The 19,088-nt window shown below is 43.2% G+C and carries 12 protein-coding genes and 1 pseudogene; 6 read left to right on the forward strand and 7 right to left on the reverse strand.

Annotation, left to right across the window (positions count from 1 at the left end; translation table 11 throughout):
- The first annotated feature begins 18 nt into the window (after window positions 1-18).
- Genes CGC64_RS04090 through CGC64_RS04100 form a run of 3 tightly spaced genes read left to right on the forward strand, consistent with a single transcriptional unit; the run spans window position 19 to window position 5,022 of the window.
- On the forward strand, window positions 19-1,551 hold the full coding sequence (locus tag CGC64_RS04090; protein ID WP_005676919.1) for a M60 family metallopeptidase: 1,533 nt from the start codon (window positions 19-21) through the stop codon (window positions 1,549-1,551).
- A gap of 52 nt (window positions 1,552-1,603) precedes the next feature.
- On the forward strand, window positions 1,604-3,445 hold the full coding sequence (locus tag CGC64_RS04095; RefSeq protein ID WP_005676920.1) for a heparinase II/III domain-containing protein: 1,842 nt from the start codon (window positions 1,604-1,606) through the stop codon (window positions 3,443-3,445).
- A gap of 32 nt (window positions 3,446-3,477) precedes the next feature.
- On the forward strand, window positions 3,478-5,022 hold the full coding sequence (locus CGC64_RS04100) for a Gfo/Idh/MocA family protein (protein ID WP_005682479.1): 1,545 nt from the start codon (window positions 3,478-3,480) through the stop codon (window positions 5,020-5,022).
- 85 nt (window positions 5,023-5,107) lie between these two features.
- Here CGC64_RS04100 and CGC64_RS04105 read toward each other — a convergent pair whose 3' ends face one another.
- The 5 genes from CGC64_RS04105 to dapB all read right to left on the reverse strand — a co-directional run bounded on the left by CGC64_RS04105 (window position 5,108) and on the right by dapB (window position 13,416).
- On the reverse strand, window positions 5,108-9,082 hold the full coding sequence (locus CGC64_RS04105; RefSeq protein ID WP_032855100.1) for a two-component regulator propeller domain-containing protein: 3,975 nt from the start codon (window positions 9,080-9,082) through the stop codon (window positions 5,108-5,110).
- Between the two features lie 405 nt (window positions 9,083-9,487).
- Window positions 9,488-10,126, reverse strand: a complete 639-nt coding sequence (locus tag CGC64_RS04110; RefSeq protein WP_005676923.1) for a WbqC family protein — start codon at window positions 10,124-10,126, stop codon at window positions 9,488-9,490.
- 61 nt (window positions 10,127-10,187) lie between these two features.
- Window positions 10,188-11,126, reverse strand: coding sequence for a signal peptidase I (lepB, locus tag CGC64_RS04115; protein ID WP_032855079.1), 939 nt, complete (start codon window positions 11,124-11,126; stop codon window positions 10,188-10,190).
- Between the two features lie 16 nt (window positions 11,127-11,142).
- A complete protein-coding gene (gene lepB / locus CGC64_RS04120) occupies window positions 11,143-12,627 on the reverse strand; it encodes a signal peptidase I (RefSeq protein WP_005676925.1) in 1,485 nt (494 codons plus the stop codon).
- A gap of 24 nt (window positions 12,628-12,651) precedes the next feature.
- Complete coding sequence (dapB, locus tag CGC64_RS04125) at window positions 12,652-13,416, reverse strand: 4-hydroxy-tetrahydrodipicolinate reductase (protein WP_005676927.1); 765 nt, start codon at window positions 13,414-13,416, stop codon at window positions 12,652-12,654.
- Between the two features lie 83 nt (window positions 13,417-13,499).
- Here dapB and CGC64_RS04130 point away from each other — a divergent pair, with 83 nt between their 5' ends.
- A complete protein-coding gene (locus CGC64_RS04130; RefSeq protein WP_005676929.1) occupies window positions 13,500-14,783 on the forward strand; it encodes a DUF2851 family protein in 1,284 nt (427 codons plus the stop codon).
- Between the two features lie 7 nt (window positions 14,784-14,790).
- Here the strand turns inward: CGC64_RS04130 and CGC64_RS04135 are convergent, their stop codons facing one another.
- On the reverse strand, window positions 14,791-17,412 hold the full coding sequence (locus tag CGC64_RS04135; protein ID WP_005676931.1) for a TlpA family protein disulfide reductase: 2,622 nt from the start codon (window positions 17,410-17,412) through the stop codon (window positions 14,791-14,793).
- 210 nt (window positions 17,413-17,622) lie between these two features.
- Here CGC64_RS04135 and CGC64_RS04140 point away from each other — a divergent pair, with 210 nt between their 5' ends.
- The gene (locus CGC64_RS04140; protein ID WP_005676932.1) at window positions 17,623-18,180 is read left to right on the forward strand and encodes a hypothetical protein; all 558 of its coding nucleotides are present in this window, start codon (window positions 17,623-17,625) and stop codon (window positions 18,178-18,180) included.
- Between the two features lie 17 nt (window positions 18,181-18,197).
- On the opposite strand, the pseudogene CGC64_RS19405 reads toward CGC64_RS04140, so the two are convergent.
- Window positions 18,198-18,260, reverse strand: a pseudogene (locus CGC64_RS19405) (DUF1573 domain-containing protein); the annotation flags it as partial.
- Between the two features lie 98 nt (window positions 18,261-18,358).
- On the opposite strand from CGC64_RS19405, the gene CGC64_RS04145 reads away from it, so the two are divergent.
- The gene (locus CGC64_RS04145; protein WP_032855080.1) at window positions 18,359-19,051 is read left to right on the forward strand and encodes a DUF6250 domain-containing protein; all 693 of its coding nucleotides are present in this window, start codon (window positions 18,359-18,361) and stop codon (window positions 19,049-19,051) included.
- The last annotated feature ends 37 nt before the right edge of the window (window positions 19,052-19,088 follow it).

The raw sequence follows: 19,088 nt of genomic DNA on the forward strand, positions 1-19,088 counted from the left end.
CTTTATTACGTTATAAATATGAAACAACTTCGCAAGTGGACAGTGGCTGCCTTTTGTAGTTTGGCGGGGGTACTCTATGCGCAAACACCCTCTTACTCCACCTATCAAGTAAACAAGGACCTTACTAACTTTACTGATTGGACAGCATCATCTCTGTCTAAGAACTTTAAAGACAAACATTTGAAAGGCATGGAATCCCAGCTAATGAAGCAATTGGCCGAGAAAATGCTGAGAGGTGATTATAACTCGGCCTACTTGTTACAGAGTTATAAGCCTATACCCTCAAATAAGGTACTGGAGCAACAACTCAAACTCACCAACGGATACAGTCGTTACGAAAACATTACCGGGGTCTATTTGGAAGCTGGAGAAAATGTAGTATTGGTGGGTGACCTTCACGGACGCACCGTAGGACTGCTCATTCCAGACTGGATGCGTCAACCGACTCTAGGCTATCAACCGACAAAAGACCCCGAAGGCTGGGGACTGAAAAAACAAGAGATACTGTTACACGAAGGTGTGAACGTAATCAATGTGAAGAAAGCCGGTAATGTGTATGTAGACTATTTCGCGGATGACCCCGACACTGCACCGGCAGTTACCATTCACTTTGTAACTGGGAAGGTAAATGGGTACTTTGACGCTACTGTACAGAGTAACGAAGACTGGAACCGTCTATTAGATAATGCGGTCAGCCCTGTTATGGATGTGAAGGGGAAATATATTCAACTAGCATACCCTGTGGAGCAATTAAAAAAGTTGACTTATGGCAAAGGCAAGGAACTGGCTGAGAATTATGACAAGGTAATGCAGGTACAATACGATTTCTCGGGTGCCACGAAATATAATCGTATACCAAAGAAGCGTATTCTGGCGCGTGTCAACTTTAACTATTTTATGTTTCGCGATGGTGACGGTGTAGCTTTTGAGGGTACAGATGGCACTATGAAGGCAGCGATAGGTCCGGAAGTGACAACTAACTGGGGTATTCATCATGAGATAGGACACGTGATGCAGATGCGTCCTTGGCTTACTTGGGGAGGAATGACAGAAGTGAGTAATAATCTTTTCTCCATGTATGGTACTATGAGTTTGGGTGATTCCAGCCGTTTGAGTAAGCGTCATATTTATGAGGTTGCTTTTAGTAAAGTACTTAATGCGCCAGAAAAGCAGTTTATCATGTGTGTGAAGGATCCTTTCCATAAGTTGATACCCTTCTGGCAAATTCAAATCTATGCCGATAAGATTGGTTATAAGGATTTCTATGCCGACCTGATGGAGCATTTACGTAACCAACCTCATAAAGGGGCAGGTAATGCATCTATTCATAATATGTATGAATATATTAAGCTTTGCTGTGATTTCCTGAAAACAGATCTTACGGACTTTTTCGATGCGTGGGGGTTCTTTCAGACCGGAAAATTTCACGTAGGCGATTATGGTAACTATGATTTTGAGGTCACTCCCAAGATGATTGAGGAAACAAAGCACTACATTGCTTCTAAAAACTATCCGAAACCGAGTATGGATGTGACAAAATTGACAGATTAGTTTTTGTATGACATAAAAACAATTCACGGGAGTTGCATTTAATTCTTTCAATATGAGAAATCTATTTTTTAATTCGATTGCAAATATGGGCAGATGCACTGTTGTTGTATTCATGTTGCTTTTTGTTTGCAATATGTATGGTCAGCAACGCTTTCTTTCCAATCACCCTCGCTTGCTGTTCACTGGTGCAGAAGAAGCTGCTGTGAAGCAGTTGATACAAAACAATCGGCTTGCCGGTGAGTTGGCGGAGTTCTTGAAAGCGAAAGCGGATACATTGGTGATTACTCCGCAGAAACCTTATTTAAAGGATAAATATGGTAATATATTGTGGACATCCCGATCCTATGTGAACCGCTTGGGTACGCTTGCATTAGCTTACCGTCTTTACGGTGAGCGGAAATACTTGGATGCCGCCAACGAGGCTTTATTGTGGGTGTGTAACTATCCCGACTGGGATCCACCTCACTATTTGGATACTGCGGAAATGGCAACTGCCGTAGCTATTGCTTATGACTGGTTGTATGATGCGCTGCCTACTTCGACTAAAGACTTGGTAAAGAAATGTTTGTACGAACGTGCCATTGTTCGTGTGTTGCGTGAATACGAAAAGGGTAGCTTGGGAAGTTGGGCGAAACGAGAAACCAATTGGAACGTGGTATGTAACACTGGTATGGTGCTGGCCGCTTTGGGTATTGCAGAAGATTATCCGAAAGAGGCCGCTGTCATTCTTGATAATGCTGCCAAGTATATGCCCAACTGCCTGAAACATTTTGCTCCGGATGGCGTATGCTATGAGGGCCCTGCTTATTGGGGATATACTACCAGTTATTTAACTCTCTACCTAAAGGCGGTGGCTGATAATGACAATGGAAAGGGAGGTATAGCACAACTACCCGGCTTGGAGCGCACGGCGCTTTATCAAAAACGGACACTTACTCCGTCCGGTCGTCTTTTTAATTTCGGTAATGCGGGGGCTGATGCTCAAAATTCTCCGGCATTTTTCTTATTCAGCCGTATGTATAACCAACCTGAAGTGGCTGAATGGTATCGGGAAAAGTTAAAATTGACCATGCAGGATAATTTACTTCTACATCAGCTTTTCTTTCTGTCACTTCCTTGGTTTGACAATGCTTCACCTAAAAAAGTGGAGAAAATACCTGCTTTAGAAATATACCACAACACAATTAATGATATAATAGTTTTCAATGGGAATAGAAATAAGAAAGGTTCTCTATTTTTGATAGCCAAGGGTGGAGAACCTCGTCAAGCGCATCAACATTTGGATGGAGGTACATTCATTGTTGAAAGCAATGGGGTTTGTTGGACAGAGGATCTGGGAGCTGATGATTATGCCCTACCGGGATTTTGGGACGGACGTCCTGACGGACAACGTTGGAAGTATTTCCGTAATAACAATTTTTCCCATAATACGTTGAGTATCGACCATAAGATTCAGTATGCCAATGGCGAGGCATTTGTTTGCGAAGAGCATACAGATGCGAAGCAGCCTTCTGTAAAGCTGGATATGACTACTCTATACAAAGATCAGGCTTCTTCTGTATTCCGCACGTTCAAATTGTTAAATGATTACACAATAGAGATAATGGATGAAGTGGACTTACTCAGCCCGCAGTCTATAGTCTCATGGATAGCTTCCACCAAGGCACAAGTGGAAGTAAAAGAGAACCGGGTACGCTTGACGCATGAAGGCAAACATTTTTATATGGAAATCATCGCTCCGGCAGGAGCTACCTTTAAAACTTATCCGGCAAAGAATACCTATAAGGGTGAATATCCCATTGAAGGTTACAATATGTTGGAGGCAGAATGTGGATTGGAAGGTGGTAAAGGAAAGGTTGTGGTGCGTATGAGCAGTAAAAGAAATATGAGATAGCCTACTAAGAATAATTTAATTAATAATTACGTATGAAAATAACAAATTTTTTAGCATTGGGCATATGCCTCTTGTTTGGTTCATGTACAATGCAGAAATCTACTGTACAAGTCAACGACAAGGGTACGGAATGGGAGTGGAATAAAGGAACAATTGTAGTGAAAACTCCCGAACGACCTGCCGGACAAGAGAGTGTCATCGGGTTGGCTCTTCCTAAGATGGAAGTAGTTCGTGTGGGATTTGTAGGGTTAGGTATGCGTGGGCCGGGTGCTGTGTCACGTTTCACTTACATTCCTGGCACACAGATTGTAGCACTGTGCGACTATGAAAAGGAGCGTGCTGAGAAGTGTCAAAAGTATCTGAAAGAAGCTTCTTTACCAAAAGCAGCTGTTTACTCGGGTGATAAAGGTTACGAAGAATTGTGTAAACGCGATGATATTGATCTGGTTTATATTGCAACCGACTGGTTGCATCATTTTCCTGTGGCGAAATGCGCATTGGAGAATGGCAAAAACGTAGCGATTGAAGTTCCTTCGGCTATGAACCTGAAAGAATGTTGGGAACTGGTTGATCTTAGTGAGAAGAACCGTAAGCACTGCATGATTTTGGAGAACTGTTGTTATGACTGGTTTGAGATGAATACCTTAAATATGGCACAACATGGAGTGTTTGGTGAGGTAATTCGCGCGCAGGGTGCCTATATTCATAATCTTGCTCCTTTCTGGAAGCATTATTGGAAGAAAGGTGAGGATGACAAATTGGGCTGGCGTTTGGATTATAATATGCGTCATCGTGGCGATGTATATGCTACTCATGGTCTTGGTCCGGTGGCGCAGGCCCTCAATATTCATCGTGGTGACCGTATGGAGACTTTAGTAGCAATGGACACCAAATCGGTCGTAGGTAAGGACTTGGTGAAAGAAAATGCCGATTCTGTTTGTAATAGTTTCCGTAATGGTGACCACACTACTACTTTGATTCGTACCGCTAATGGTAAGGTTATCGAAATCCAGCATAACGTGATGACTCCGCAACCCTACAACCGCCTTTATCAACTGACGGGTACTAAGGGTTTTGCCAATAAATATCCTATTCAAGGGTACGCCCTTGATGCAGAGCAGTTGAAGGCTTCCGGCGTTCAGCCTAAGGTGGACGACTTGAATTCACATGGCTTCATGCCGAGAGAGGAGATGGTAGCTTTAGTAGAGAAGTATCAACATCCTATCCTGAAAAAGTATGGTGAGATGGCGAAAGAGGTAGGCGGCCATGGTGGTATGGATTTCATTATGGACAGCCGTTTGGTTTACTGCTTGCAGAATGGTCTTCCGTTGGATATGGACGTTTATGATTTGGCAGAATGGTGCTGCTTGGCAGAGTTGGGTGAACTCTCTATGGACAATGGTTGTGCTGCTGTTACGTTTCCCGATTTTACCCGTGGTGAATGGAATAAGGTGAAAGGATATAGACACGCTTATGCTGCTCCTGCTGACGAGGAAGCAGCGATGGAAAAAGCGAAGGCTTTCACTAGCAAATTGAAAGAACAAGGCGCCAAAGAATGGGCAGCAACCGAAGAATAAAATAAAATTTAAAAAACATGTAATCAATAGGCTCAGGGTATCAAAGAGTGAATCCCGTTCAGCAACAATAGCAGAACGGGATTTTTCACTTTCCTCTGTACTCTTGTGGTGACTGATTGAAACAGGCTTTGAAGCAATGCCGGAAGTAACGTAGAGAACTGAATCCTGCCTGATAGGCTATTTCCGTGATTTGTAGCTCGGGATGATTTCTCAACAGTTCTGCTGCGTATTTCAGGCGGGCATTCATAATGAACTCGTTAGGAGACATACAGCTCAAGGCTTTCAGTTTATTGTAGAATGCGCTACGGCTTAAAGCCATTTCCTTGGCTAGGGCACCGACGTCGAATTCTGAGTCTGAGAGATGGGCTTTGACCGTTTCCTCTAACTGTTCCAGAAACTTGGCATCAATAGGGTTAAGTGCTAGTGCTTGTATCTCAATTTCAGCAGGAGATTCACTAGTTGTCATTTCCTGGCTGAATTTCTGTTTTAGCAGTTTTCGGTTACGCAGTATATTGGCAATGCGAGCTTGCAGCATTTTGTTGTTGAAAGGTTTCCCAATGTATTCATCGGCACCGCATTGCAGTCCTTCCAACTTTTTGTCGTTCGAAGTGAGGGCTGTGAGCAGTACTACGGGGGTGTGGCAGAGGTCGAAGTCGGTTTTTATCTTGGAACACATCTCAATACCGTTCATTTCCGGCATCATGACATCGCTTAGTATAAGGTCGGGACGTTCTTCCATTGCTTTTTGTAGTCCGTCCTTGCCGTTCATCGCAATAACTATCCGGTAGAGTGGCGAGAGTAGATCGGTAAGCAGTTGGAGCAGTTCTTCGTTATCCTCTACAATGAGTACGCAGTCCTTGTCCGTCCTTTCAATGAAAATAGGTTCCGGTGTTTCTGCGCATTCTTCTGTTTCTGTCGTTTCTGTGAATGGTGCGAGTATTGTTGCAGATTCCGCTTTTGTTGCCTCTATGAAGGTGACATCGTTGTCATCTTTAAAGAGATTTTCTTTGGGTAGTATTACTGTGAAGATACTTCCATAATCTATTGCACTTTGCACTTCGATTTGACCGTGGTGTAGTTCTACAATACCTTTTGAAAGAGCCAAGCCGATACCGCTACCGGGTGAAGAAAAGTTTTCGTCCGCCTGGTAGAAGCGGTCGAAGATGAACGGTAGGGCCTTTGGGGGAATACCTTTGCCGGAGTCTATCACCTTAATATAAATAGAATCTCCTTTATCGGTGATTGACAATTCTATCTTTCCTTTTTCGGGCGTATGTTTAAAGGCATTGGAAAGTAGATTGGTGAAGACTTTCCTCAATTGTCGTCCATCGAACCAGCACAACAAGTTTTCTGCTTCTGTATGGAATATGAACTGTATATTCTGTAAGTTCGCTTGGTCTGTGAAATCTTGATGAATTTGTCTCAAGTAGGGGATGAGGTCCATTTGGCAAACGTTTAGATGCAGTTTCCCACGTTCCATCTTCCGGAAATCCAGTAGCTCTGAGATCAGCTCTTTGAACTGGAATGTGTTTCTGTAGATTTTTGTCAGGCGACTGCGCAGAAAAGGAGAGAGGCTATTGACTTGTAACAGTGCTTCAATTTGTGCGATAATGAGTGTTAGCGGTGTACGAAACTCGTGAGAGATATTGGCAAAGAACTGCAACTTGGCTTGTATCAGTTCTTCATTCTTCTCTTTTTCCAGTTTTTCTTGTGCCAGTGAGGCGCGGAGTTGCATCTTGGAACGTGCTTCACTGAAAATATTCCAGCCAATGACAGTGATTGTGCAGAGATAAAGAATCCACATCCACCAGGTGTTCCACCAGGGATGATGAATAAGGATGGGGAGTTCGATAGCATGTATTTCGTCGAGTAGACTCTGTTGTTGTTCACGTATTACCAGTTTGTACTTTCCGGGGGGGATATTGGTGAATACCACAGTATTACCGTTGGTTTTGCTCCACTCTTTGCTGAATCCTTCCAACTTGTATTCATATATTTTTCTGTCAGTATTATTAACGTAATTGTTCGAAGAAAAACTGATGGAGAAGTTATTCTCTTTGTGGTTCAATTCTATTTGCCGGACAAAGGGTAAAGCACTTTTCAGAATACCATCGTCCGTTCCGACGGAGATAACCCGATTGTTTACTACTAAAGAAGAAAAATAAAGGTTGTAATTGGGGGCTATTTTCTGCAACGAGGAGTTCATGAACGAACTCATGCCTTCTATACCACCTACAAAGGTTTCCCCGTTACGGCAAATCAGAAGTCCGCAACCTTCGTTGATAGCAGAGAGGTGCAAACTCTCCACATCAATTATCTGCTTCTCCTTGGTCTGTGGATGATAAATGAGAAGACCATGGTCGTTACTGATTGCCAGATAACCTTTGGTGGTGATATCCATATTGTAGCAATAGTCGGCATCAATATCTGTGCAAGCTGTAAATTGCTCTTTTTTTCCGTCGAACCGATAGATGCCGCTTCCGGAGGTACCGAAATAAAGGGTACCATCGTGACTTTCCGCCATGCTCTGTACATAATAGTTTCCCAATCCTTTTTCACCGTATTGATAGATATATTTTTCTTGCGGATTGTTCATGTTGATACGTACAATTCTCCTCCAATGGGTTATCCAAAGGTAGTTTTGAGAATCTATCAGAAAATTGCTTCCTTCTGTATTTGCTTCCGGAGTTTGAGGGAATAGTTTTTGAAAGTTCCCTTTGCCTTCTTTGACAAACATCCCTTCTCCCGTAAGGAGATAGATTTTCTCATCTCTGAACGTTACCTTTATCCAGGTATTTCCAAATGCTTTGGAGTGGAAGACAACTTTCTTGCTTGGAATGTCGAAGCACAAGCCGCCCTGTTTGTGAGTACCTATGTAGAGTTGGTCGTTTGCGGCATCGTAGGTAATGCATTTCAGGTTGTAGAAAGGTCCGTGGGCTGATTTTGCGTCCATTAGGTAGTGAGTGAAACGTCCGGTTTCCCGTTCCAGACAGTTCAGACCACCTCCTTCGGTACAAATCCATACGTCTCCACGCTTGTCTTCCACCATGTTTCCGACAAAAGGAAAGCTTAATCCGTTTTCGTTGCCGATACTTTCGGTATAGTGGTGAAAGATATCCACTTCGGGGTTGAAGTAGTTGACACCACCATAGTAGGTACCCACCCAGATAGTACCTTGCCGGTCTTTGTGAAGTGAAAAAATAGAAGAGTGGCATAGACTTCCGGGTTTGCTTCCTCTTTGATAGTAAGAAATATGCCCTAAGGTATCTATCTTGTTCAGTCCGTTGAAGGTACCCAGCCAAATACTTCCCTCGTTGTCTTCCACAAAGCAACGCACATCATTGCTGGAGATACCGAATTCCTTTTGGATGGTAAATTGCTGGCTGATTCCGTTCTCTATCTTGTACATGCCGTTGCGGAAAGTGGCCACCCACATCGTTCCACGGCTGTCCCGGTATAATGAAAGCACGTTGATATTTGGAATCACGCAGATGGGGGATGAAGGATTATGGATGTTATCGGTTCTGTAAAGTCCGTTTCGGGTACCCAGCCAGAGACTGTTATTGGCATCTACATAAAGGCGGATGATTGTTTTATGGAAAGGGGCTTGGTAGACGAATCTGAATGTTTCTTGTTCCCGGTCCCATTGGAAGACACTATCATTAACAGCTGTCCATATTGTATGGTTGTGTGCGAATAGAGTTTGTGTGCGTAGTGGTAGAGATAAAAAACGATCTTTATGTAGATCATAACGGATCAGTTTCCCGTCGGAAGTAAAGAATAGATTACCTTGTTTGTCACTTACTATGTGTGATATTTCATTACCGCCAAAATAATCTTTATTGTCCGGAGAAGGTTTATAGGTTTTCATTTGGTTCCCATCGTAGCAGTTCAAGCCTTCGAGTGTACCAAACCACATTCTGTCCAGTTCGTCCTGGCAGATAGAAAGTACAGATATTTGTGACAGACCATCTGATTTGCCTAAATGCTTAAAATAGATATTTCCGTGAATGGCAACAGATATGATAAGAAATAGGCATAGTAACGATTTCCTTTTCATAGCGGGGATTTTGAGATTAAGCGTGTTTATGATTACCATACAAAAGTAAAGCTTTTAGCCGAGAATGAGATGTTAAAAATGAGCTTTTTAATAGAGAGGACATAAATGTATCATGGAAGGGACGATTTCTCCTCTTATGGAGTTAAGGGCATTCTGTCTGCTCACAGTGAAAATATTGTCAAGTATTAATACTTTAGCTGTCAGGTGCTAACGCCTCTTTTTCAGAGTATTAATACCTGAGTTGTTGGGCATATATACCCAAGGCGCTGGATCTATATATCCACCACACTGGATCTATATGTCCAATAAACGTTGTGAGACAGCGTTATACGATGTGGAGGAGGCGAAGGATGATTTCTCTTCTATATTTTGTGTTTTGTTTTACAGTGGCTGGACAGAATATGATTAATGTTTGCTTAGTATTAGCAAACTTTCCGGTCCCATATTGAACAGCAAGTCTATAATACTCAAGTTAGGCAGGAACCCCAGTTTGGACTCGAAAACCTGGTAATAAGGCTGCGGAACGAACGCTGTATCGGCCGTCCGGAAGTCCTTTTTGGGATGAATGATTTCACGAAAGTCGGCTTCGTCGGCGGTGAACTCCATTTTATATTCGGCGGTACGTTCTATAACCGGATGAATATCTATCAGTTCGCAGACCAGTCGGCAGAGTTCTTCGTTGAAATCGAACAGAAACTCGTATTTCTTTTCGTAGAAGGGACGGAAATCGTCTTTGTAGTATTCGAAGAAAGGAGTATTGTTGTAGGCCGACTCAATAGCGTTCCAATGCAGGTGTCTCCAGTTGCCGTGGTCGGAAATCCGGATATCTTTCATTGGGCATTTCGGTGTATCGGGCTTTACGGTGGGGATAGAGAGAGCCAGTTCGCCGTCCGGTCCGGTAATTGTGCATCGGTTACGGTAGGTTTGTTTCATATAGTGGTCGTGCTGTTCTATAAAAATCTTGTCGTATGCCAATAGTTTGGTGTAGTACTCGACAGGAGCGAGGTAGGCTGAAGATAAATAAGCTGTTTTCATTTCTTTCATTTTATACGTTTTGAGAGTCGTTTATGTTACTGTTCGGGGGATTGTCGTGCTGCCCGGAAGATCATTTCACCGTCCGGAAAAAACGATTCCAACGGTAGCCGTCAAACACTCCGGTGTCTTTTTCTTTGGAGAACCAGACAAGAGAGGCTTTGCCGATCAGATGGTCTTGCGGAACGAATCCGAACAAGCGCGAATCAGTCAGGTTAATGGTGTTGTTGGCTCCCACCCAATAATAATCTTTGGTGAAATAACAGTGTTGTGTTGGTTTGCCGTCCACATAAAGAGTGTCATTCTTGATTTCCGCCTGTTTACCTTCATGCATCACGAGGGTGTTTCGCAGTAGTGTAATATTCCAAGGATGTACCCGGATGAACTTCCCTTTACCGGGGACGATAAGCGGTCGCAGCTCGGTGTCTTTCTTCCCCGCCAAAGGCTGAATCCAGTTATTCCCGTTTATGGCTTGTTCCAACAGGTAATATTCATAACGGCTGAAACTGCGTACATGGGTACTGTCACTGCTACCCATTAAACCGTCATCGTCAATGGAAAGAGTGTGCATGAGTGAAGTTATCAGATTCTCTTTGTCTACCGGATAAGCATAGAGCCGCTTCTTGTCCGGATTGAATTGTACCTCGGGAGAAATCACAGAAAAAAGGGAATCGATAAATAGAGTATCACCCGGAACACCGATACAACGGCCGATGTAGATCTCGCGGCGGTCGATAACCGGTTGCCGGATGCCGGCAGGATTGTTAAACACAACAATATCTTGTTCCCGTACCGGACGCTCGCGCCAACGGTGATAGGAGAATATCGACATGAAAGGAATCCGCAGGCCGTAACTCCATTTATTCACCAGAATACGTTCGCCTTGGAAAATAGAGTTTTCCATGCCGGTGGAAGGGATAAAACAAGACGTAAAAGCAAATCCCCGGAGCAGAAGCACAATGACTATTGCTCCGGCAAATACTAGTATCCATTTGAATTTACGAATGTTCACTTAATAGCTTCCTTTTTTAATCCACCCACTTAAAGAGGCGGTTCCAACGGATTTTTCCGTCAAACCAGCCACGGTCTTTATCGAGCGACAGCCATACAACGATCGGTTTGCCCACAACGTGGTCTTCGGGTACAAAGCCCCAATAACGGGAGTCGGCAGAATTATGACGATTGTCACCCATCATCCAGTAGTAATCCATTTTGAAGGTATATTCATTGGTCTTTTCACCGTTGATATAGATACCGTCCGACTTCACTTCCAGCTTGTTGCCTTCGTATGCCACGATGCAACGTTCGTAGATAGGCAGGTTGTCCGGAGTCAGCGTAATGGTAGCTCCCTTGGCCGGAATCCAGATTGGCCCGTAGTTGTTGCGGTCCCACTTGGTGTAAAGATTCAGCGGATACATTTGTCCGGCATAGGCTTCCGGTTCCATGATTATTTTGCTGATTAGCTTCTTGTTGCCCAGAAGAGTGTCATACATCTTTTTAGTCAGCGGGAGATGATATACAGGATTCAGTTTTCCTTGCGCATTCCGGCTGTCGAGTCCCATTTCCAATAGTCCGATTTCATAACCGGAGTCTTCCATTAGTGTCCTGTCAGCATTGCTGATTCCCAGTTCGCGGAACATTTCTTCCGGGATATATGGACCGGTTGTTTGCACGAAATAGTTGAATTGCAGATTCTCCGGATTCTGGATTGCCTTGCCGTCAATCATGACTTGTCCGTCTACGATCTGGAGCGTGTCACCCGGCAGTCCTACACAGCGTTTTACATAATTCTCGCGGCGGTCTACCGGACGCCAGAGCACTTCTCCGTAGGTTCGCGGGTTATTTAGGATCTGTTTGCGTCCTGCGGCGTAATATAAGTCATACACGGCACGCTGTTGTTCGCGTGTCAGGCTATCCATATCTATCTGTTTGGAATATATGCGTTGGCCTTCGCCGTATGCCAATGTATAAAAGTCTGTCGTCTGTTGGTAATTGACGGCTACCGTATCTCCTGCAGGGAAGTTGAACACTACGATGTCATTCAATTTCACATTGCCGAATCCCGGCACTCTTTTATATTTCCATTGTGGCCATTCGATATATGATTTAGTACCTACAATTGGTAATGTATGTTGCGCCAGCGGCATAGAAAGCGGTGTGTTCGGCACGCGGGGACCGTAACTCATTTTGCTGACATATAGAAAGTCGCCTACCAGCAATGATTTCTCTAGAGAAGAAGAAGGAATCTGGTAGTTTTGGAAGATATAGATATTGACAAAGTAAACGGCTACCAATGCAAAGATAATAGCATCTACCCAGCTCATGACACTCCGAACTGCCGGATTCTTTGACCTTTTCCAGAACGACCAGGGTATTTTCTTTGTGATATAGATATCGAAAATGAAAGGTATGACGATTAATCCCCACCAGCTTCGCACCCAGATGAGGAAAACAAGATAGAGAAGAATAGCAATAGCACATTTAATCCATTGTGCACGTGTGGCTTGTCTCATAGTGGTATATTTATATTAGAACCTTTATTCGTTTAAGAACGGAAATAAGTTTTTCATTCCCAGGAAACCTTCGTGATGCGCGGTGTATTCGGCGGCCAATATAGCTCCGAGTACGAAACCGCCCCGGTTCTTGGCATCGTGAGTGATTGAAATGCTGTCAATATCAGACTCATAACGAACAGTATGAATACCGAAAACTTCACCTTCGCGGATAGAACTGATCGGAAGTTCGTCCGGAGCGCAGTCAGTTGTTCCGCTGATTGTTCCGTCCGGTGCCGTAAATGTCCCTTCCACCCATTTATCCTTACGGTCTATATTCTCTAGAATACCTTCTGCCAGCGTAATGGCAGTTCCGCTGGGAGCGTCGAGTTTGTGGATATGGTGTGTTTCGCTCATGGTGACGTCATACGCGGGGAATTGATTCATTATCTTGGCCAGATACTTGTTTACAGCAGAGAAAATGGCTACTCCCAAGCTGAAGTTGGACGACCAGAACAGCGTTTTTCCGCCTTCCGTACAGAGCTTCTTGATTTCTTCGCCATGTTCGGACATCCATCCGGTACTGCCTGATACGAGTTTGACTCCGGCTTTAAAGGCTTTCATATAGTTGCTGTAAGCCACTGTCGGATTTGTAAATTCTATGGCAACATCAGCCGATTTGAATGCTTCCGACTCGAAGTCTTCCTGGTTATTGATATCAATAATGCAGACAATTTCGTGTCCGCGACTCAGGGCAACCTTTTCTAACTCTTTGCCCATTTTTCCGTAACCGATCAATGCTATTTTCATTGTTTTCTGACTTATATTCAAAATAATAGTCGCAAAGATAAGATTTTTATTACATTTGCAGTGTACATTAACGTCTTGTTAACATGGAACACCTTCTCCACTACGTGTGGAAACATAAATTATTCTCCCTTGAAATCCTGCAAACCACCAAAGGCTTACCGGTAGAGGTTATTGATCCCGGTCTCCGGAATCCGAATTCCGGTCCTGATTTCTTCAATGCCAAATTAAAGATAAACAATACTTTATGGGTAGGAAACGTGGAAATCCATACCCGTTCTTCGGATTGGTTCCGTCACGGGCACGATGGTGATAAAGTCTATGACTCGGTGATCCTGCATATAGTGGGTGAAGCGGACGGAGAAGTGACCCGTACCAACGGGGAAGTCATTCCGCAAATGATAGTGAGCTGTCCCGAACGGATAAAAATGCATTATTATGAACTTTGCGTGTCCGACTGTTATCCGGCTTGTTATCCGATCCTCCGTTCTTTACCGAAGCTTACGGTTCATTCGTGGTTGTCTGCCTTGCAAACGGAACGGCTGGAACAAAAGGCGAAACTGATAGGAGCACGTCTCGAACATTGTAACAACAACTGGGAAGATGTTTTCTTCATCACTCTTGCCCGTAATTATGGTTTTGGCTTGAACGGTGATGCTTTTGAGGCATGGGCGGAGCTGCTTCCGTTTCGTGCGTTGGACAAGCACCGGAACGATCTGTTTCAGATAGAAGCTCTTTTCTATGGTATGGCGGGACTGTTTGAAGATACATTTCTGAAAGAAGAACAAAAGGATGAATACTGCCTGCGTCTTAGCAAAGAATTTCATTATTTGCAACGGAAGTTTGAGATATTTCGGGTAATAGACGCTACTCTCTGGCGTTTTCTCCGGCTTCGCCCGGATAATTTTCCTCATATCCGGCTGGCACAACTGGCTTATCTTTATCAGAAAGGGGACAAGTTGTTTTCCCGTTTATTGGAGGCGAAGACATTGGCGGAAGTGAGAATTTTGCTCTCCACCCGTACTTCTGTTTATTGGGAGAATCATTATATATTCGGTCGTACTTCTCCACAAAGGGAAAAATTGTTAGGAGAACAGTCGAAAGATCTGATTATCATCAATACCGTTGTCCCTTTCTTGTATACATATGGTTTGCACAAGGCCGATGAAGGAATGTGCGAACGTGCCGGACGCTTTCTGGAAGAACTGAAAGCGGAGAATAACCATATTATTCGCTCCTGGAGCGACGCCGGACTACCGGTAGCTTCTGCTGCGGATAGTCAGGCGCTGATACAGTTGCAAAAAGAATATTGTGATAAACGTAAATGTTTGTATTGTCGTTTCGGATATGAATATTTGCGGAAGAAGTAAGTACCTCTTACTTCTCCAGTTCCTTATAGACTGCATTTAGAAGTTGGTTTTCCATTGTAGGTCTGGGAGCTTTGCGGTTTACAATGTTTCCTTCCTTATCTATTAACATATAGGTAGGGAAGGAATGGACTCCAAGATATTTTTCAATGGCAGACTGTTGCTTGTCGGGCAAATTGTAATGGACTGAACTTTTGCTTGTCAGACTGTACTCTTTGATAATGTTTTTCCATGACTTGTCTGTCGAATGATTGCAAAGGTAAAGGAACACGACTTCTTTTCCTGCAAATAGATTCTTAATGTTTCCCGCATATTGCATCATATCCTTGCACGGACCGCACCAAGTCCCCCAAATATCCAGATAAATCACTTTCCCTTTGTATGGCTCAATGATTTTGCGGAATAACTGTTCGCCGTCCGTTATTCCTTCCAGAGGGGCATTCGGCATCAGGCTTTCCGGATGTTCGATGGTTTTATGTGATACTTTATCATATTTCTGTTGCTGGACCAGAACATAAGATTGCAAAGAAGGATTCGTAACTTCCTTTTTAAATTTACTGATAAGGCTGTCGGGCAATTCCTTATGGGTATATTGAAGCATTTCATAATAGTACTTTGTTTTTAGAATCTCTCTCAGGTCCTTATCCATTTGAAGGGAGTCGATAATTGCCATGCTGTTGTTGATTGCATTAACGTACATCTGTCCTGTCATATATTCATTGAGAAGACCGTCTCTGGCAATGAGTTGCTCTATTATTTCTATCTGGGGTTTGATGACAGTTTCCTGTTCCTTGGTGTAAGCCTTAATGGTTGCTGAATCGGCTTTGGCAATCTGCAACTTTTCAATTTCTTCTTGATATTTGCTGAAACTGCGTAGTGCGTTCTTTTCTTCTTCGGATAGCCGGACTTTACCTTCGGCTTCAAAGGCAAAGTAAAGTCTCTCCATATTTTGAGGTGTTAAGGTTAGGCTGTTGGATGATGGAGTTGTGTCGTCGATATAACCAATGTAATCTCTCATGAATGAATTATACCCTCTGAGAAGAGTATAAGGATGTACTGGATGTGGGTAAAAAGCAGAATCTATATAGTTCATGAATTCGTCTTCCAAATGTTCCTGTTTGTTACGGTCTACTGAGAAACGTCGTTGCATCAGGGTAGATGCCGCATCGTATCGTAGTTCCTGTTCGGTGTAGTAGCGGTATTTGTCAGAAAGTAACGGATGTTCTTGGAGTGTTTTCTTCCGGAACTCCAGTTGACGATGAAGCCTTTCCTGTGTCTTGTGCAGACACTCCAGATTACTTCTTTTTTGTTCTTCATTATAATCGAGTGATTCCCTCAGTCCTTCATGGGAGAGAAGTTCGTTGAGTACACGTGCTTTCTTTCCCATGAATAACTTTTGTTGTTGGGCATAATCTACGTATAAGAAATAAGTTTCTCCGGGTTCTACCGCCGACCAGATGGTCGTACGTCCCCAGTCGATAAAGACATTATGACTGTTCAGTACGGGAAATCGCAGGGTAAACCGTCCTTGCGAGTCGATGTCAGTCTGGTATTTTTCTTCTTTGCCTGTAATCATGTCAGGTATGCTAACGTCGAAAGGGCGTGAAGAAGGAGGATTGCGCAGGTATCCGGTGAGGGTGACGCTGTCTGTCCGGTACCCGTTGTCGATGAACGGTGTAGTATCGGTTAACGGGTAGTCCGGTAGATGTTTGCCGTTACAGAGGATATATTTTTGTGGATTATCTTTTCCGAATGCAATGTTGCAAGAAGCTCTGTTCTTATGTTTCAGAGATAGAGTCAGGCGGGTTGTATTGTTTTTTAGTTTGACGACGGTTTCATCCTTTTTAATTTGTATGGATTCGTAGTCCCAGAACCGGCATTGGTATACGGCGAAGTTTTCAAAGAAACCAATAGTCCATTCGCCGGTTGCCTGATTCACCCAACATCCGGTGATGGTATATACTTCAGGGCGGGAAGTTGCGATGGGAAATACTGTCTCATTCTGTAATTCGGCTGCAACCTTCATTGAGTTGGGAAAAGGAAAGCTAAGGTAAAGCAGTTTGTACCGTTCTCCGTTTTTGGCGAGCAGACGATACTCTTTATTAAGGAAATGTCCGGCAGATACGATATCCCATGTTTTTCCGTCATATATAAATTTACCATCGCGTGTAAATTCGTATATAACATTGCCGGACAATCCTTCCACCCATTTCTTGTAAATGATGTCAGGCAGTGTAGTGGGAGTAAGCATTTCCGTGTGGTCGGGAATTTGCTTGCGGACACAGTGTTTAGGTTCTTTCCAGCCTTGATAGAAGATGATAGCACTATCTTCGCTGATAGGGGTGAAACGGAAATCCATTTTATTTCCATTTTGGTTCCGCAGGTGGAAGAGATAGCTTCCATCGGTTTTCTTTTCCATTTGTTCGACCTGGAAAACGGTATAGAGAGCTTCTACAAAATTCTCTCCAATGAGAGGTCCGTTCCAGTCGGATACGTTCTCTGTTTTGTATTGCCAATAACCCCGCAAAGATTCGGGTATTGTCTGGTAACTGTCGGATTGGGCGAATGTGATAACTCGTGTACAGCATAGTAATAAAAAGACGAAAAGACGGAATGGATGAATGTGTGTCATAAGTATGTCTGATTTAAAGTGATACTAGTTACAGTAAATACCCCCTAAAGATAGTCATCCCCACATCTAATATATGTAATTTATAGTTGTTTAACGGTAATTTTTCTATTTCGCGGCTCTCGTGTATGAAGATGTTGAACTTGTGATTATCTTTGTGCCTTGAATGATAGCATTTGTATTATGGGAATGAATCACTAATATTATATATTTATGAACGTGAAAAGGTTTGTATGTTGTCTGTTAGCCAGTGTGTTGCTGTTGGGAGTGTCTTTGATTTCTTGCGGTAATAGTTCCAGGGCTAAAGCGAAGAATGAGATAGCACAGTCCGGCGAGGATTTTAAATCATTCCTTGATAAGTTTACGTCCAGTGCAGCATTCCAATATACCCGTATCAAGTTTCCATTAAAGACACCGATTACTTTATTGGCCGATGACGGAGAAACTGAGAAAACGTTTCCGTTCACCAAAGAAAAATGGCCGTTGCTGGATAGTGAAACGATGAAGGAGGAACGCATTGAGCAGGAAGAAGGTGGTATTTATGTTTCTAAGTTCACTCTCAATGAGCCGGTTCATAAAGTGTTCGAAGCAGGTTATGAGGAATCAGAAATCGACTTGCGTGTCGAATTTGAACAGGCTGCCGATGGGAAATGGTATGTAGTGGACTGTTATACAGGCTGGTATGGATATGATTTGCCGATCGGGGAATTGAAGCAGACCATTCAGCAAGTAAAAGAGGAAAATGCAGCTTTCAAAGAGATACATCCTTGAAAAAGCTTACTACTCTCTTAAGGTTCTCCTACATAGTATCCTAGTTCTGACTCTTTTCCATCTACCATTTCTCTGACGATACATTATTTGAGATATTTTGTACAATTTGAACCCCTCTTTTTGAAAAAAGAGGGGTTTCTTTGTATCCGAAAAGAATGTCTTTAAACTAATGCCATTGATGATGAAACGATTCTCTACAAGCTGCTGTCTGATTACTTTTTTTCTTTTGAATAGTGTCATGCTGTATGCACAACATGAAAACACCTCTGTGCAACAGTGGAAGATTGAAGATGAATCCCGTGCCTTGCAGATGATAGAGCGTGCGGATACAGTAGAACTAATCGTGCCCGGTGGGCTAACGATGTGGTATCAGCAACGCCTGACGGGTGATTATGAGATAAACTATCGCATTTGTATGGTGATGAAAGGCGGGAAATATGACCGCCTGAGTGATTTAAACTGCTTTTGGGCTGCCAATGATCCTAAAAACCCTGATAATCTTTTTGCCCGTAGCGAGTGGCGTAATGGTGTCTTTAAAAACTATAATACATTAGATCTTTTTTACGTTGGATACGGGGGAAATGATAATTCCACCACCCGTTTCCGCCGGTATAACGGCAAGTACTACGGAGTAGCGGATGATAAAGTGAAACCATTACTTCGAGAATATACGGATACCCCGCATTTACTTGTTCCGAATCAATGGTATCAGATTAGTATTCGTGTACAAAAAGGAGTGACCACTTATTCCGTTAACGGTGAAGAACTGTTCCGTTATTCTATTACCGGCAGTGAGGGAGACGGGCATTTTGGTTTGCGCCTTTTACAGAATCATGTGCTGTTTACAGATTTCAAGGTGAGGATATTTTAAAACCGAATTAATAGAAATAAATCTAACTAAGACCATA

The organism is Bacteroides caccae (genome assembly GCF_002222615.2).
Classification (GTDB): domain Bacteria; phylum Bacteroidota; class Bacteroidia; order Bacteroidales; family Bacteroidaceae; genus Bacteroides; species Bacteroides caccae.

Bases quoted from the DNA above. Each gene is read 5' to 3' on its own strand.
- CGC64_RS04100 (WP_005682479.1), top strand. From the start codon at position 3,478: ATGAAAATAACAAATTTTTTAGCATTGGGCATATGCCTCTTGTTTGGT.
- CGC64_RS04090 (WP_005676919.1), top strand. From the start codon at position 19: ATGAAACAACTTCGCAAGTGGACAGTGGCTGCCTTTTGTAGTTTGGCG.
- CGC64_RS04140 (WP_005676932.1), top strand. From the start codon at position 17,623: ATGAACGTGAAAAGGTTTGTATGTTGTCTGTTAGCCAGTGTGTTGCTG.
- CGC64_RS04110 (WP_005676923.1), bottom strand. From the start codon at position 10,126: ATGAAAGAAATGAAAACAGCTTATTTATCTTCAGCCTACCTCGCTCCT.
- dapB (WP_005676927.1), bottom strand. From the start codon at position 13,416: ATGAAAATAGCATTGATCGGTTACGGAAAAATGGGCAAAGAGTTAGAA.
- CGC64_RS04095 (WP_005676920.1), top strand. From the start codon at position 1,604: ATGAGAAATCTATTTTTTAATTCGATTGCAAATATGGGCAGATGCACT.
- lepB (WP_005676925.1), bottom strand. From the start codon at position 12,627: ATGAGACAAGCCACACGTGCACAATGGATTAAATGTGCTATTGCTATT.
- CGC64_RS04105 (WP_032855100.1), bottom strand. From the start codon at position 9,082: ATGAAAAGGAAATCGTTACTATGCCTATTTCTTATCATATCTGTTGCC.
- CGC64_RS04130 (WP_005676929.1), top strand. From the start codon at position 13,500: ATGGAACACCTTCTCCACTACGTGTGGAAACATAAATTATTCTCCCTT.
- CGC64_RS04135 (WP_005676931.1), bottom strand. From the start codon at position 17,412: ATGACACACATTCATCCATTCCGTCTTTTCGTCTTTTTATTACTATGC.
- CGC64_RS04145 (WP_032855080.1), top strand. From the start codon at position 18,359: ATGATGAAACGATTCTCTACAAGCTGCTGTCTGATTACTTTTTTTCTT.